9 protein-coding genes are annotated in these 18,411 nt (G+C 40.4%); all 9 read left to right on the forward strand.

Features of this window, described 5'->3' with window-relative positions:
* Positions 1-26: 26 nt before the first annotated feature.
* Positions 27-1,937 (forward strand): sulfatase family protein, encoded by a 1,911-nt coding sequence (locus KEM09_RS07730; RefSeq protein ID WP_212227356.1) that lies wholly within the window; start codon positions 27-29, stop codon positions 1,935-1,937.
* Positions 1,938-1,952: 15 nt separating this feature from the next.
* The gene (locus KEM09_RS07735; RefSeq protein WP_212227358.1) at positions 1,953-3,392 is read left to right on the forward strand and encodes an arylsulfatase; all 1,440 of its coding nucleotides are present in this window, start codon (positions 1,953-1,955) and stop codon (positions 3,390-3,392) included.
* A 43-nt stretch (positions 3,393-3,435) separates the two neighbouring features.
* Complete coding sequence (locus tag KEM09_RS07740) at positions 3,436-4,986, forward strand: sulfatase family protein (RefSeq protein WP_212227360.1); 1,551 nt, start codon at positions 3,436-3,438, stop codon at positions 4,984-4,986.
* A gap of 198 nt (positions 4,987-5,184) precedes the next feature.
* The gene (locus KEM09_RS07745; RefSeq protein ID WP_212227361.1) at positions 5,185-6,645 is read left to right on the forward strand and encodes a sulfatase family protein; all 1,461 of its coding nucleotides are present in this window, start codon (positions 5,185-5,187) and stop codon (positions 6,643-6,645) included.
* Positions 6,646-6,808: 163 nt separating this feature from the next.
* A complete protein-coding gene (locus tag KEM09_RS07750; protein ID WP_212227362.1) occupies positions 6,809-8,257 on the forward strand; it encodes a sulfatase in 1,449 nt (482 codons plus the stop codon).
* Positions 8,258-8,309: 52 nt separating this feature from the next.
* The gene (locus tag KEM09_RS07755) at positions 8,310-9,950 is read left to right on the forward strand and encodes a right-handed parallel beta-helix repeat-containing protein (RefSeq protein ID WP_212227363.1); all 1,641 of its coding nucleotides are present in this window, start codon (positions 8,310-8,312) and stop codon (positions 9,948-9,950) included.
* Between the two features lie 661 nt (positions 9,951-10,611).
* Positions 10,612-13,647: a SusC/RagA family TonB-linked outer membrane protein gene (locus tag KEM09_RS07760; protein WP_212227364.1), complete on the forward strand. Its 3,036-nt coding sequence runs from the start codon at positions 10,612-10,614 to the stop codon at positions 13,645-13,647.
* 9 nt (positions 13,648-13,656) lie between these two features.
* On the forward strand, positions 13,657-15,552 hold the full coding sequence (locus KEM09_RS07765; RefSeq protein ID WP_212227365.1) for a RagB/SusD family nutrient uptake outer membrane protein: 1,896 nt from the start codon (positions 13,657-13,659) through the stop codon (positions 15,550-15,552).
* 37 nt (positions 15,553-15,589) lie between these two features.
* A complete protein-coding gene (locus tag KEM09_RS07770) occupies positions 15,590-18,394 on the forward strand; it encodes a SusC/RagA family TonB-linked outer membrane protein (protein WP_212227366.1) in 2,805 nt (934 codons plus the stop codon).
* The last annotated feature ends 17 nt before the right edge of the window (positions 18,395-18,411 follow it).

Here is an 18,411-nt window from a genome sequence, read left to right on the forward strand (position 1 = left end):
TTACATTTAACCCAAAACACCACCAGATGCTATTAAAAAGTTCTTTGCCTTTAATGCTCATAATGCTTTTTGGGATGTTTACATCATGCCAGACTAAGCCATTAGAACAACCCAATATCCTTTGGATAACCATTGAAGATACTTCGCCACATTTTATCGGCTGTTATGGTAATGATGATGCCCGAACACCAGTTATTGATCATCTGGCCATGGATGGTGTTCGTTTTAACAATGCCTTTTCAACCGGAACCGTTTGTTCGCCAAGCCGCACGGCCATCATTACAGGCGTGAAAACTTACAAAACAGGAACTGGAAATCATCGCAGTGCTATTGCGGTACCAAATTATATGAAAGGTTTTCCATACTACCTTCAACAACAAGGGTATTATACTTCCAACAATAAAAAGACTGATTATAATGTAGGCGACGAAAAAGCCTATACCGCTGAAGCCTGGCACGAGAGTGCTGATACAGCAGGTTGGTGGAACAGGGCAGAGGGGCAACCATTCTTTGCAGTCTTCAATTTTATGGATTCACACCAGTCGCGCACCATGACGCATACTTATTCTTGGTATAAGAAACAGGTACTAAATGAGTTGGCTGCTGAAGAACGTATAGGTGAGAATGACTTTGATATGCCTCCATTTTATAACGATACGCCTGCTATGCGTAAGCAGTTTGCCCGGGTTTATAACTCCCTCAAGCTGACTGATAATAAAATTGGCGCCTTATTGCAACGATTGGAAGCTGATGGATTAAAGGAAAATACCATTATCATTTTCTATGCCGATCATGGTGAAGGTATTCCACGAGGTAAAACCAATGGTATCAACCTGGGCTATCGGGTGCCGTTTATTATTTGGTTTCCTGAAAAATATAAACATTTATCTCCCTGGGGAACCAATGGTGTGGTTACCGATGAGTTGGTTAGTTTTGAAGATTTAGCACCAACTGTTATTAGTTTGGCGGGTGGTGAAATTCCTGAGCACATGACAGGTCGTATTATGATGGGCGATAATCGATCTAAAAGAGCCGAATATTTGGTGTTGTCGTCCGATAGAGCGGATAATGGCATTGACCTGGTTCGAACAGTAACCAATGGAAAGTACATTTATTCGCGTAATTTTATGCCTTTTATCCCTGAAGCCAGGTACATACGTTACATGGAGATAAGCGATATCAAGCAGCAGATGCGTCGCGATTATGAACAAAATCTGCTTAATCCTGTACAAAAACGACTGTTTGAAGCACGTCCTGCCGAGTATCTTTACAACATTGAAGATGATGTGTGGGAGTTGAACAATCTGGTTGACGATGAAAAGCATCAGGAGTTACTCAATGAGATGAGACAACTGCTTAAACAGGAAATGCTGGATGCAAAAGATGTGATGCTGTTGCCCGAATATGAGCTGGAGATTCTTGCTCAAGAACAGGCTCCTTACGAATATCGATTAAGTGATAGTTATGCCATCAATGATATTTTGGCGAGTGCCTGGTTATCCGGCGATAGAAGCAAAGAAGCAGCAACAAAGCAAGTGCAGAATTTATCACATCCTGATAAAATTGTTCGTTATTGGGCGGCAGTAGGTTTGCGGTCTCAATCAAAAGAACAATTGCAGCCTTTTGAAAAAGAGATAAAACAAGCGATGTCTGATGAATATGCACCGGTGGCCATTACAGCTGCAGCCATGGCTTATAATCAGTTTGATAGTAGTGAAGCACAATCAGTATTAAAGAGCTATTTGCTTCACGAAAATGATATGCTGGCCTTATTGACGATTCATTACTTAATGTATGTGGATAATAAGCAGCCTTTTGCAGAAACAGTAAGAGCTTCGCGCGAGATGAAAGGCAGAACCTATAATCCTAAGGCAGCCGCTGTTGATTTTTTAGGTAGTTTAGGTTTAGTTCCTAATAATCCATCGTACCGTCAATAAATTAAATTGGTATTTATGAAGCTGGTTCCATTATTAATAATCATCACATTTGCAACCTCAATTGGCTGTCAGTCATATGCGAAAACGAAGAAAAGGGAAATCGACAAACCCAATATTCTCTATATTATTCTCGACGATTTAGGATATGGCGATGTGGGCTTTAATGGTCAGGATAAGATATTAACGCCGCGCATCGATCAGCTAGCAAAGGAAGGCATCGTCTTTACCAATCATTATGCCGGTGCCCCTGTTTGTGGGCCTTCACGTGCTGTACTGATGACCGGTAAACATTTGGGCCATTGCACTGTCCGTGGCAATCCACGTTGGTCCTTATCTGGAAATCCCGTTGATATCGATTTGTCGGATGTAACCATTGCCGAGGAGTTAAAGAGAGCTGGTTACGCAACAGCAATTATCGGCAAATGGGGGCTGGCCGAGAACTTAAGTCATGGCAGACCAAACCAGCAAGGATTTGATTATTTCTATGGGTTTAATCGTCATCTGCCTGCACATCATTATTATCCCGACCAAGTCTATCGTAACGAAGAGTTAATAAGCATTGAGGGCAATGTTACGGTCGAAAAGAAAGGGCAGTACATTACCGATTTATTTACTCAGGAAGCCAAACAGTATATTCGTCAGGTCGCTAAACAGGAACAACCATTTTATCTGCATCTGGCCTATACAACCCCTCACTATGAGTTGACGATTCCAGCAGAACGCAAAGCGTTGTATCAGGATAAAGACTGGCCTCTGCGCGAAATGAAAGCAGGACATTACCTGAATGATAAAAATGGTCATGTTACCTATGCATCCATGGTGAGTGATGTCGATCGTCAGATTGGTGAAGTATTGGATGTATTGGATGAATTAAAGATTGCTGAGAATACATTGGTGGTTTTTACCAGTGATAACGGACACGAATACGACCTTTTAACGGATGAGTTTTTTAACTCAAATGGGGATGGCAGAGGACGAAAGCGCGATTTATACGAAGGAGGCATTAAAGTGCCGTTTGCAGCCCGTTGGCCAAAGCACATTGCGCCAAACACAACTTCGAGCCATGTGAGTGCCTTTTGGGATTTTTTGCCAACGGTATGCGAAATTACCGGTCTGGAACCTAGTGATAAGAGTATTGATGGTCTATCGTTTTTGCCAGCTTTAACAGGTAACGCTAAAGAGCAAGAGCAACACAATTATTTGTATTGGGAGTTTAACGAAAGCAAAGGACCGGTACAGGCGCTTAGAAAAGGTGATTGGAAACTGCTTCGTTTTGTAGCTCAAAACAAGGTGGAATTGTATAAAATCACAACTGATATGTCTGAAATACAAAACGTAGCTGAACAATACCCGGCTAAGTGCAAGGAGCTACTGGTTATATTGAAAGAGGCGCGTACAACCCATCCTCAATTTCCATTAACAAAACGTTCCAATCCATACAAAAAGAAGAAATAGATTAAGAAAACAGTGAAACATAAGCTAATATAAATTATAAGTGATGATAAGAACAAAACTAGCAAGCTTGTTCATGGTGCTAACCATATTTTTTACAGCTTGTCAACCAGAAAAAAAAGCAACAAAAAGTGAATCTCCAAAACCAAATATTGTGGTTGTTTACCTCGATGATCTGGGTTACGGCGATTTAAGTTCATATGGTGCTACAGAATTGCAAACGCCTAACATTGATGCTTTGGCAAACGGAGGAGTTAAGTTCACCAATGGTTATGCATCGTCGGCCACATGTACGCCAAGTCGCTACGCTTTGTTAACGGGTGTTTACCCATGGAAAAATAAAAATGCAAAGATACTACCCGGTACAGCTCCTTTAATTATTGATACGGCACAGGTTACTTTGCCTAAAATGCTAAAGACACAAGGTTACCGAACAGCACTGGTTGGAAAGTGGCACTTAGGTTTGGGCACAGGTCATGTTAACTGGAACGAAGCCGTATCACCAGGTCCAAACGAAGTAGGTTTCGATTATGCCTATTATATGGCAGCCACACAGGATCGTGTGCCAACTGTCTATCTTGAAAATGGCATGGTTGAAGGACTGGATCCCAATGATCCGATTGAAGTGGATTACAATAACAACTTTGAAGGTCAGCCAACAGGCAAGGACAATCCGGAGCTATGCGACATGATGTGGCACCATGGGCACAATGCAACCATTGTGAATGGGGTACCGCGCATTGGCTATATGAAAGGGGGCGAAGCAGCCAAGTGGAGCGATATTGATATGGCCGACCATTTTCTGGATAAAGCGCAGGACTATGTGAAGACGCATAAGGACCAACCGTTCTTCTTATACTATGCCATGCAACAACCGCATGTGCCACGTACGCCTCACCCTCGATTCGAAGGCAAATCAGGCATGGGACCTCGTGGCGATGTCATCCTGGAGGCTGATTGGTGTATCGGTGAGTTCATGAAAACACTTAAAGAAGAAGGCATCCTTGAAAATACATTAATCGTGTTCTCAAGTGATAACGGCCCAGTACTAAACGATGGTTATTACGACGACGCGGTTGAGAAACTAGGTAAGCACACTCCGGCCGGTCCATTACGTGGCGGCAAATACAGCCTGTTTGAAGCTGGTACACGTGTACCATTTATTACATATTGGAAAGGTACCATTCAGCCAGGTGTATCAGACGCCTTAGTTTGCCAGATGGATTTATTGGCCTCATTGGCTAAGTTAACCGGAACTGAGGAAACAAGTACCGATAGTGAAGAGCTAATGGATGTGTTGATGGGCAAAAGTGCTGATGGCCGTGAAGAATTAGTGATTGAAGCCACCACCCGCACCGCATTGCGAAAAGGTGACTGGTTAATGATCCCGCCATACAAAGGAGCTAAAAAGAATAATCATGTGAATATTGAGTTGGGTAACGACGAAGTGTTCCAGCTGTATAATTTGAAGGAGGATATCGGTCAGCAAAATAATGTGGCTGATAGTAACCCGGAAAAATTAGCTGAAATGGTAGATGCCTTTAAAGCTATACGTGGCGAAAACTACTCTAAGACCCAGAAGTTAGAGTTGAAGTAAGCGACAATTAGTTTAATAAAAAGTCTGATCAATTGATTTGATCAGACTTTTTATTTGAAATAGAATGGATATGGCAGTTTAGCACTCATTCGTAATCGTTGATGAGTAGAAAAATAAAAATCTGTTAATAATCGTTCGATATGTGGTCAGCTACGTGATAAGACGAGTGTATCTTCGAACAATTAATTATCGATACAAATGAAGAATTTAGTATTAATATTCACCTTAGTAGTGGCATGTACCTGTCAAGTGTATGCCAAGAGTAATAATAAGCAACGACCAAATCTGGTAATCATCCACACCGATGAGCATAACCTGCGTACATTAGGTTGTTACCGCGAAACCATGAGTGATGAACAAGCTTTGATGTGGGGCCAAAAGACCATTGTTGAAACACCAAATTTGGATAAAATTGCCAGCGAGGGTGTTTTATGCAAAAATTGGTATGCCACCTCACCAGTTTGTACACCTTCTCGTGCCTCAATGATTAGTGGTTTGTATCCCATTGCAACGGGTTCGTACCGTAATGATTTGCCCTTAAAAGATGAGCTGGTTACTTTTGCACAAATATTAAAAGACAATGGGTATGCCACATCCTACGTCGGTAAGTGGCATCTCGATGGTGATGATAAACCTGGTTTTGCACCAAAGCGTCAGTTTGGCTTTTCAGATAATCGATACATGTTTAACCGGGGACACTGGAAGGCATTGGCAGAAGATGACAAAGGATTACGCGTAGACCAGGCTATTACAAAAAAGGGAGTGGCTTTCGATGTAGAAAAGGTTACTGAAGAGTCTTTCACAACTGATTTCCTTGTTGATCGCTCCTTGGAAATTATCAAACGAGATATGGATCAACCCTTTGCTTTGATGCTATCCATCCCAGATCCGCATGGACCTAATCAGGTAAGAGCTCCCTATGACACTATGTTTGATCATATGCACTTCGAAGATCCACGAACCATGCATCCCGATCCGGAAATGTCGCCCAAATGGTTGAATTTACAAGGGAAAAAGAATCGGGCATTGTCATTAAAGCAAGACCAAATGGCTGATTACTTCGGCATGGTAAAATGCATTGATGACAATGTAGGACGCATCCTCAATTTTTTGGAAATGGAAGGATTGAGTGAAAATACCATCGTTGTTTTTACATCCGATCATGGCGACCTGATGGGCGAGCACGGTAAGCATAATAAAGGCTTACCATATGAGATGTCGGCTCGTGTGCCTTTTATCCTTAAATACCCAGGAACAGTCAAACCTGGTAAAACCATTCAAAAAGCATTCACAATGGCAGATTTTACACCAACAATTCTTGGTTTAATGAATGTGGATCATTCTGCCTATAATTTTCATGGTGAGGATTTATCACAGGGTTTCACGAATAAATCTATATTGGTAAATGATGATCGTATCGTTTATATTACCAATGCATTTGCTCGTTGGGTGGCAGCGGTTGATAATCGTTATAAATTGGTATTATCACCTGTTGATAAACCTTGGTTATTTGATTTGGAAAAAGATCCGGATGAGTTAGTTAATTTTTATGATCAGCCCGAATATAAGGAGATTGGGGAGCGATTGAAGAATGAATTATACAAGCAAATGGAGGACTTTGATGAGCCATTATTAAATGAAGGGACCATTATTCGATAGTAATTGAATAATAATATATTATACCACTCAGACTAAAGTTCATAAGGGGAAGGTTTTGCAACATTTTATTTATTTTGAAGGAGAAATACCACGACGTTGGTAGGTGGTTATTTTAAGAATATAACTGCCTTAGTCATTTATGAAAAGCTATTCAACTGTAGTTATGAAGCTAATAATAACAATATCGCTACTGCTGCTAATCACTTCATCAGCATGTGTTACTGCATCTAATAAAAAGAAATCGGCCGAAAAAGCACCCAATATTCTTTTCATCGCCATTGATGATATGAATGACTGGACAGGCTTCCTTGGCGGACACCCTCAGGCCATAACACCTAACATGGATAAACTTGCCGCTAAAGGTGTTAATTTTACAAATGCCCATTGTTCAGCACCAGGTTGTTCACCTAGTCGTAATGCATTGTTATATGGAGTGGAGCCTTTTAACTCTGGTTTATATCCCTTTTATGAACATGATATTCATGAGCAGTTGATGGATCGCTACATCACATTGCCACGTCTGTTAAAAGAAAATGGCTACAATACCTATGGTGCCGGTAAGATACACCATGGTTTGAAGAATGATAAGCGCGAGTGGACAGGCTACTTTGAATTGAAATATTCCAACAAAGAATTTAAAGCAGGAGCAGGCTATCAGGTTGGGAATAGTAAAAAGAATTCCTTTCGGCCAACAGTGAATGCTGATGATGAACATGTTGATTACCAGGTGGCATCCTACGGAGTTGATATTCTACAAAGCGAACATGATAAGCCATTTTTTCTGGCTGTTGGAATTGTAAAACCTCATTTACCTTTTGATTGTCCTGAGCGATTCTTCAATGCATTGCCTGATGAGATAGTGGCCCCAGCGCTTTGGGCAGACGATTTGAAAGATATACCTGTCGAGGGTAATAGTTTCAGAAGAGCGGGTGATGACACGCGTTTTAAAAAGGATAAAGCCTGGGAAGAGGTTCGACGTGCTTACTTAGCCTGTATTTCCTGGACCGATTACAATGTTGGCCGTGTATTAGATGCTTTGGAGCAAAGTCCTTACGCTGATAATACCATTGTGGTGCTGTGGTCTGACCATGGTTTTCATTTGGGTGAGAAGATGAGCTTTAAAAAGTTTACCCTTTGGGAAGAAGCCACTCGTGTGCCTTTTATTATATACGATGCGCGAAATAAAACACATCAAGGTGGTCAAATCTACACACCGGCTGTTTCATTAATAAATATCTATCGTACCCTGGCCGACATGGCAGGAATAGAAGCTCCCGCTTATGTCGATGGTGAAAGTTTAGTGTCAGTTTTGGAAAATACAGATACTGAATTGACTAAACCGACTATTACATCGTGGGGTAGAGGCAACTATGCTATTAGAACTGGAGAATGGCGTTATATCCGTTACTTCGATGGCACTGAGGAGTTATATAATCACCAGTCAGATGCCAATGAGTGGCATAACCTGGCCAATGATAGTCAATACCAAAAGGTTAAAGAAATGTTGGCTGCCAGGCTGCCCAAACAAGATGCTGAAACTATCCAGGAGTATATTTCTCCCTGGAGTGTATATGGCGTTGATAAAGAAAAAGGGAAAACAAAGAAGAAATAGTATTAGATAGTAAGTACTTAACCGTTATTTATAATGGTATAAATAGAATAGGATGATTAAAAAACTAAGCATAGTTCTCATAGCTTTATTAATAAGCTTACCTCTTTGGGCCAGTACGTATTATGTTGACGCCAATAATGGAAGTGATTCCAATAATGGATTATCAAAAGATGCAGCCATTAAAAGCCTAAAACGTGCCAGTGCATTGCCTTTAAAAGCGGGTGATAATCTATTGTTGGCTAATGGGCAGGTCTTTTTGGGAAGCTTGGAACTAAAGAATGTTAGCGGTAGCAAAAGTCACCCAATTATCGTGTCCAATTATTCACTCAGTAAAAATGACCTGGACAACTTACCAATTATTGATGCAAAAGGTTATCGTAACGGACTGTTATTGATGAACTGTAGCCATATCCATGTGAGTAATCTGCAGATAACCGCTGATGCAGGTGGAGTACCTGGCGGAACATCTATAAAGGACGATATGCGCTGTGGCGTACTGATTACTTGTGATAATGCCGCAGAATACGAAAATGTCAGATTATCACTGTTAAATGTTATAGATATATTCTACGCCGATAAAAGTGTGGTTCGCAGTAAGAAAGAAACCAATTCGGCCAACGGAACGCAGGCTTATGGTTGGGGCATCCGGTTGATTAATCGTACCAAAGGAGCGCTTTTGAAAGATATGATGGTAGAAAATTGTCATGTTGAGAATGTTGGGCATACCGGTATTAAAGCCACAGGAGGAAAGCACAGCATAAAGGGTTTAAAGTTGTATGATAATACGGTTAAACATACCGGAGGACCTGGTATGCAGATGAGTGGTATATTAGATGGACACGTCAAAGGCAATACCATCACTTACTCTGGTAGCACAACCGATACACGCAAATGGGGCAGAGGTAGCGGTTTGTGGACCTGGGGATGTTCACGCGTATTGATTGAGCACAACTCATTTCGATTCGCTAACGGTCCTGCCGATTCTGCAGGTTGTCACATTGATTTTAACTGTGACAATGTTATCGTTCAATATAATGTGAGTGAAGGAAACGCTGGTGGTTTCTGCGAAATTTTGGGAAATAATTATAATTGTGCCTACCGTTATAATATTAGTATTAATGATGGACACCGGGTTAAAAAGGTAAACGGTGCTTTTCAGGAAGGTAAAATATTTTGGCTGAGTGGTTTCAATGGTAAGGGAAAAGAACATAATGGGCCATTTAACTCGTATTTTTATAATAATACTATATACGTGAAAAATGATATTGTGGCAAAAATGGCCGTAACGCGAACTGCGCAAGGCGCTTTATTGGCCAATAATATCTTTTACATCGAAGGGGAGAGTGAACTGGTATTGGGCGATCAGTATAAACCTGCTACCACTGGCAAATCCCTCATTAAGAATGTATTTTTTAAGAATAACCTGTTTCTGAAAGCGGATAACTGGCCTGTAGATGTATTAATTCAGGATGAGGCACCGATAATAGGTAATCCTATGTTCACAAACGTTAATGGTAATACAGCTGAAGATTTTGTTCCTAAGCATGTGCTTTTAATAAAGGATAAAGGAATTCAGATTGTTAATATACCTGATGATAAAGAGGGTTTATTCGTAGGATTAAAAGTTGAAAAAGATATTCTTGGTAATAAAATTAATGGACGGCCAGATATAGGTGCAATTGAAATAGAATAACGGTCTACAACTTCAACAATTGAAAAAGTGAATTCTTAAGAAGGTAATAAATAGAAAGTATACCTCTTAATGGATTCACTTTTTTTATTATGACTATCTGCGGTTTAAGGGATATGAATGATGGTTAATCAAATATATTGTTTGTGCCCGTAAACTTGCTTATTGCGTGATTTGAAAAATGACGAGGTGTTTAAGAATAAACCCGATAGTATTACAATCCGATCAATTAAATTTTAAAGTGAGTATTCTTCCCGATTTGTCCCTGATAGTTAATGTGGCAATATGTGGTCAGTATTGGATAATTAATGAAGAATTTTAGTATTGGCTTCCTCCTATATTTGAAATGTAAATAACTGTTAAAAACTCATCCTAAAACATCAGTTTTATAGATAGTATACCGACAATTATATATATAAAATTAGCATTGTACCACAGGGTTTTAAATTTTCTAATAGACTGAAAAGCAGTGGTTGGAGTTGGTTTTTGACGCAAAAACAACAAATAATAACAAATAATGGACATGTCTTAATTACTGTCAATGTAAATGTGAAAATGTGTTAATGTAATATGTGTTGTAGAGGTAGTTTTGAGTGTAATTTTTCTCAGAAAGGGAGAACAAAATAACGAAGAGAGAGTAAATAGTAATATTAATTCAAAGTGTATGAAAAGATTCTTTAAAACATTCATTTTTGTCTGCACCTTGCTGTCAATAGCCATATCGGCTTCTGCTCAGCAAAATGTAACTGGTGTTGTGACCGATGATAAAGGTGATCCCATAGTCGGGGCCACGGTTGTAATCGACGGAACAACAACTGGAACCATTACAGACTTTAACGGAGTGTACAACCTGCGGGTTGAAACGGGACAAACATTAAGCATTAGCTTTATTGGATTTACAACCCAGCAGGTTCAGGTTGGGAGTGAAACCACAATTAATGTTCAACTGGTCAGTGAGGATATAGGTTTGGACGAGGTTGTAGTTATTGGTTTTGGAGAGAAAAAGAAAGTGACAGTAACAGGGTCCGTATCGACAATCAACAGTGAGGAATTACTAAAATCACCAACAGCTAACGTGACGAATGCGCTGGCTGGTAAAATTTCTGGTATTTCGGCAGTACAGAATACTGGTCAGCCGGGAGCGGACGAAGCAGCATTGGCCATTCGTGGTAACCGAAATATTTTAACGATTGTGGATGGTGTTGAAAGACCATTTTCGCAGATAGATCCTGAAGAAATTGAAAGTATATCTGTACTCAAAGATGCATCCGCAACGGCCGTTTATGGTATACGTGGGGGTAATGGTGTTTTAATTGTTACTACAAAACGTGGTGAAAAAGGTCGTGCAAAGATTTCGGTTTCTTCATCAATAGGTTTTCAGCAGCCAACCATGTTAGCTGAGAAATCGAATAGTTATACCTACGCCATGGCGCATAACGAACGAGCTGCCAATGATGGTACACCTGAGGAGAATTTTGTCTTTGGGCCTGAGGCTCTTGAGGCTTTTGCCAATGGGGGAAATCTCTTATATCCTGATATGGATTGGAATGAATACTTATTTAGAGACAAGGCATTTCAGAGCAAAACAAACTTCACCATGAGAGGTGGAACTGACCGTGTTCGGTACTTTGTGGCTTTAGGTTATTTAACACAGGATGGTTTATTGAAAAACCTGGACCCACGATTTGATGAGAACTTTACCTTCGATCGATACAACTATCGAACTAACCTGGACATTGATGTAACAAAATCAACCTTGCTAAAATTGAGTTTGGGTGGTCGTACAGAAGTGCGCAATCAACCAAGAGCTAAAGATGCAGAAGAGGGTATCTGGAAAGAGGCCAGCTGGGCGCAACCAATGTCGGGTTCAGGTATTGTTGAGGGAAAGTGGGTCACCACTTCTGCTGACAATGTATCTATTGAAATGAAAGATCCATTGAATGCCTTTTATGGTCGTGGTAACGAAAATCAGACAAGGGCTGTGTTAAATATGGACCTGGATGTTATTCAAAAGTTAGACTTCGTGACACGTGGTTTGAAATTACGATTAAAAGGATCGTACAATACAACATATACGCATTCTAAAACGCGCAGTTCTTCCCCTGACCGTTATGAAGCCATTAAAGATCCAATGGATCCTGATAATATTGTATTCAGAAAGATCAATGATGAAGGTACTCTGGGCTATAACGAGCCGGATCCAACCAAAGCACGTAACTGGTATGTGGAAGGTGGATTAAACTACAATCGTAAATTTGGTAATCACGATGTTAGCGGTTTATTATTATATAACCAACGTACGGTCTATTATCCTTCACAATTCACTGATATTCCTAACAGAACATTAGGTTTGGTGGCACGTATGACATATAACTATAAGACCAAATACCTGGTAGACTTTAACCTTGGGTATAACGGTTCCGAAAACTTTCCTGAAGGAAAACGTTTTGACTACTTCCCTGCAGTATCATTAGGTTACATTATTACAGAGGAAAGTTTCATGGATAATATAGGCGTTTTTGATTATTTGAAATTACGTGCGTCCTATGGTCTGGTGGGTAATGACCGTATTGGTGGTGGTCGTTTTCTATATCAGCCTGATGCATGGAATTATGATGCTGACGGTTATAGTTTTGGATATGAATCTGATTATATCGATCAGGGTGCTCTTGAAATGCGTATTGGTAACCCAAATGTAACGTGGGAAACAATCACTCAAAAGAATATTGGTTTGGATGCCAAATTCCTGGATGCGCGTTTAAGTGCCAGTCTTGATTTATTCCATGAGAGTAGAGAAGACATGTTGGTAACACGTCAAACAGTACCCAACTATGTAGCTGCCGTATTACCAGCAGTAAACCTCAAAGAGCGTGAAAACAAAGGTTACGAAATTGAATTAGGCTGGGATGATAATGCCGGTGGTTTTAGATATTACATTAATGCCAACCTTTCATTCGCACGTAATAAGATTATTTATATGGACGAGGTGCCTCAGCCATATGCATACCTGGAAAGAACAGGTAAGCCTGAGGGACAGCCTTTTGCATACATCAGTGATGGCTTCTTTACCGAAGAGGTGAATACAGATATTGATCCGAATTATCCAAATCAAGGCTATCGTTTTCCTGGTGATGTGAAGTATAAGGATTTAAATGGAGATGGAAAGATTGATGATTTGGATCAGAAAGCAATCGGATACTCACCTAATGTGCCAGAGTATAACTTTGGTCTGAATACAGGATTTAATTGGAAGAATTTTGATTTCTCGATGACGTGGTCGGGAGTGGCCAATACCTATCGTTTATTACCTAATGTATTGCGCCAACCATTTGCAGGACAAAACCGAGCTTTATACGATCACTTGTATGATGGTAGATGGACACAGGAAAAAGCTGATGCAGGCGCGCACATTGAGTATCCGCGTTTATCATTGGCAAGCAAGGATAATAATTACCAGGTATCCGATTTATATTACCAGGATGCTTCTTTTATTCGATTGAAGAGTGTAGAGCTAGGTTATACTATTAAAGCAAACTTTTTTAAACGCGCTGGACTGCGTGATGTTAGAGTATATGCAAATGGATTTAACCTCTTGACATTTAGTGATTTTGACATCTATGATCCTGAGTCAAATCCGGGATCAAATGGTCTCTACCCTATGGTTAAAATGTATAACATGGGTGTTAAGTTTAATTTCTAAATAGGAGCGATGATGAAACATATAACATATTTAAAATTCGCTTTGCTGGCGATTGTAATTGGCATCTTTTCAGCATCATGCGAAGATATTGGGCCGGGTGCATTAGAGAAGCCTGAAGGACAGGATGTGACCATTGATACCATCTTTTCGTCAACTGAATATGCTGAACGGGTATTATTTAATTCCTACCGTTCATTACGATCAGGAATCCTAAAAAATGGACGAAGTCATGCTATCGGACAAGATCTTCAGGAAGACATTACTGATTTATCGCATACCTTTAAATCATGGGGAACGGCGATGACTACTTATTATGCAGGTGGCTTAAACTCAGCCAACTCGTATGTATCTTCTAATCACCCGGATGCATGGTTAGCACCTATGTGTATTTTGCCATACGGAGACACACCTAATAAAGGGATTACGACGTTTAAAGCAATACGTAATTGTCATATTTTCTTGGACCATGTTCACAAAGTGCCCGATATGTCAGAAGGTTACCGTGAGCAACTAAAGGCGGAAGCAAGAGTGATTATTGCCTATAATATGACGGAGCTATTCCGCAACTATGGTGGAGTTCCAATGATTGGCAAGGTATATACGCCCGATGACGATTTTACAAATCCGCGCATGACAGTAGAAGCGACTGTAGATTCAATTGTTAGCTTATTGGATAAGGCTATACCTAATTTACCATGGCAATTCAGTGAGGCAGATATGAGCTCATTGGCAGGTCGTTTTACACAGGCCGGTGCTATGGCACTTAAAACACGTTTATTATTATTTGCTGCTAGTCCGCTGTTTAACAGTTCAGAACCATATATGCCAGGTGCTAATTCTGAAGAAGAATTGTTATGGTGGTATGGCAACTACGACGACAGCCGTTGGCAGAGAGCTGCTGATGCAGCCAAAGCGTTAATTGATAAAATTGATATAGAAGGTGGTTATGCTCTTGAGATGCCCGAAACAGAAGATGTTTGGGGTTACCGCGATGCGTATCGCCGTGGGTATTATTTTGCTGGTAACTTTAGTACCAGTGCTTCACGTCGTAGTACGGAGGTGTTGATTAGCATCAGAGATGGCTACGAAAGTCAAAAGCGCTGGGGGGGTGGTATGTACGACTCCATGCTTAACTATGGTGGTGGTACCTGTACCAACGAGTTTATGCGTATGTTCCCAATGGCTGATGGTACACCTATTACTGATCCTTCTTCAGGTTGGGATGAATCAGTCGATCCATTGGGAAGTGAAAACCGCACGTTTAGCCGTGATCCTCGTTTATATGAAACTATGCAGTGTTTAAATGATGACTGGGGTGGAGAAAAAGTCCAGAACTGGAAAAACAACCAGGGCGGATGGGCGAAGCATGTTGCAGGGCCACGTCGTACTAATGGTTCAGGAAGTACTGTTATTCGTAAATTTATCCCGGGTTGGGCCGGAAGTTTTTATCCTATAAATGATCATCATTTCCCATACATTCGCTTACCCGAAATTTATTTGTCATATGCAGAGGCCATGGCGCACCTTGGTAATATGGGGGAAGCTTATACCTACATTAATAAGGTACGTAACCGTGTAGGTTTAAAAAATATTGAAGACGTTAAAGCATGGGGACCCGATGAATTAGTTCAACAGATATTGACAGAACGAGCTTGTGAATTCGGTTTTGAGCAGGTGCGTTGGTTTGATATGACCCGTCATAAATTAGAAAGTGCATTTAACCAGACATTGCATAATGTATGGATTACTAAGAATGCCGATGGCACATTTAGTTATTCTTATCCTGAAATTAATGTCAATAGCCGACTGTGGTGGACATTCTTCGAATCTAAATGGTACTTGTTACCATTCCCTATGAATGAAATTCAAAAAGGATATGGACTGGTACAAAATCCTGGATGGTAACCAATGGGAAGAATGTAAAACAGAAAAAAGTTAGAATATGAATATAAAAAATATAATAAGAGCTCTTTTCGTATCCTGCACCAGCTTGCTGACCATTGGGCAAATATCTGCACAAGAATCAGATTCAACGCTTGTGAATCTTGGATATGGCGTGACGCGGGCGGCTAATGAAATAACTTCAGCCACTGGCGTAGCGACCACTGAAAACTTATCAAAGTATTTTGCTATTAACCCGACTAATGCTTTGTATGGACAAATTCCTGGTTTAACCGTTATGCAGAATGGAGGCGACTGGTGGGGCCAGGGTGCAACTCTGTTTGTTCGTGGTCAGGCAAATTTAGATAACACCTCTGCACCATTGGTATTGGTTGACGGATTTGAACGTAATCTGGCCACAATAACTGTTGCCGAGATTGAAAGCGTAACTGTATTAAAAGATGCAGGAGCTACTGCCATTTATGGACAAAGAGGTGCCAATGGCGTAATTCTGGTGACAACCAAACGTGGAAAAGATGAAGGCATGAAGGTGGATTTCTCTTATGAGTACAGTACCAATAAAGCTTTCCGAATGCCGAAGATGCTGGATGCCTATGGTTACGCCAGTGCTATGAATGAAGCGCTTGCTTTGGATGGACAGGACTACCTGTATTCTGCTGAAGAATTGGATGCCTATAAATACGGTACTTACCCTGAGTATTTTCCTAATGTCAACTGGATGGATGAAGTATTGCAGAACACCGGTTTTGTACATGATTTTAATTCAACATTCCAGGGAGGAAAAGGACGTACGCGCTACTTTGTTAGTTTGAACTACATGGACGGTAACGGTCTGTTAAAGCAGGATCGGAATGAGAACAGCTTCTCAACACAGTTAAATTATCGTCGTGCTAATTTGAGAACTAATTTGGATATTGAATTAACCAAAAGTACCTTGATGAAAATTAACCTGGCCGGACGTATTTCTGGTACAAATCGACCAGGTAAAGCAACTTCTGAAAAGTTATTCGGACGTTTGTATGGGACACCGGCCAATGCCTACCCGGTTCAGTATATCAATGGAGTATATGGAGGTTCCCCAACCTACCCATATAACCCAATTGCAGATGTGAATGAAACTGGTTATGCTATTTCACATGAACGTACTTTCTATGGTGATATTACGCTTGAGCAGGATTTAAGTGCATTAACAGAAGGTTTATCAATTTCAGCATCCGTATCTTTTGATAACAATGTTTCTTATTGGGACAACAAATCAAAGTTCTATGCCTACGCTTATAAAACGGCAAAAATTGATGAAGTAAATGGTGAATTATATGATTTTACATCAACATCAGGTGGTGAGAATACCGCATTAGATTTTACAACAAGTGTTGGTGGGCAAGCGCGCCATGCTAACGGAATTGTAAAGTTAAACTACGACAAACAATGGGGTAAGCATAAAGTCAATGCGTTTGGTTTATTTCATGTTGATAGTGAAACAACCTTTGGTCAAAACAACACATTCCACCGCGTAAATTATGCAGCGCAGGTTAATTATGCCTATAACAAAAAGTATCTAGCAGGGTTAACAGCATCTTACAGTGGAAACAACATCCTTTCTGAGGAAAATCGGTTCCAATTCTATCCGGCTGTTTCATTAGGTTGGGTAGTATCAGAAGAAAGCTTCTTAAGTGGTGTTGATGCGATTAACTTATTAAAGTTAAGAGCTTCAGCTGGGTTAGTTGGCTTAGAACAGAATGAACAGCATTTGCACCGTCAGAAGTTCAGCGGTGGTGGTAAATACTGGTATGGTGATAATAATAATCAATTAGGAGGATTACAGGAGAGTCGTCGTGCCAACCCTAATGTATTACCAGAAAAAAGCACACAAGTCAACGTAGGTTTGGATGCCCGTTTCTTTGGAGGCTTAAGCCTTAATGCAGATGTATTCTATGAAGAACGAAGTCAGATTCTGATTTCTGAAGCCAATTCAACATCTAATGTCATAGGTGTTGGTGCCACTATGGTTTCAGATGGTATTGTAGAGAACAAAGGCTTTGAAGTAGGTGCTTTATGGCATGATCAGATAGGTGACTTTAGTTATAGCATTGGTGCGCAATACTCAATGGCACAGAACGAGATTATTGAACAGAATGAAGTATTCCGTGAATGGGATTATCTGAGCAGAACAGGTCATTCAGTTGATCAAGTATTTGGTTTGCAGGATGCTGGTTTCTTTAATGAAGGAGAAGTAAATGAGGTTGACAATATCTATAACGGCGTTGAATATACCTTTACACAGGTATTAAGACCGGGTGATGTGAAGTATGTCGATCAGAATGGTGACAACAGAATTGACGAGTTTGATGTTGTAGCCATTGGTAAGAACTGGTTACCTGAAGTGAATTATGCCTTAACATTGGGTGCAGAATATAAAGGTGCGGGTTTTAGTGCCATTTTTCAGGGAGCCAGCAATGTCTCTGTTATGCTGAATACACCAAGTATATTCTGGCCATTGTATAATAACAACAACATCTCTGAATTCTCAAATGACCGTTGGACACCGGCAACAGCTTCAACAGCCACATTACCACGTTTAACACCTGAGAAGAATGAGAATAACTACCGTGCCAGTACCGTTTGGCAGCGCGATGCTTCCTATCTTAAGTTGCGTACTTTAGAAGTATACTATCACTTACCACAGACATTGGTCGAAAAAGTGAAGTTGAAAAGAGCGAAAGTATTCTTCAGAGGCATGAACTTATTCTCTGTAGATAATATTGAGATTATGGATCCTGAGGAAATAGGAGCCGTTTACCCAACGCTCACATCGTATAATATTGGTTTAAGCGTAGGATTTTAATTTTAAAAAAGGTAGAC

The organism is Carboxylicivirga mesophila, assembly GCF_018271975.1.
Lineage (GTDB): Bacteria > Bacteroidota > Bacteroidia > Bacteroidales > Marinilabiliaceae > Carboxylicivirga > Carboxylicivirga mesophila.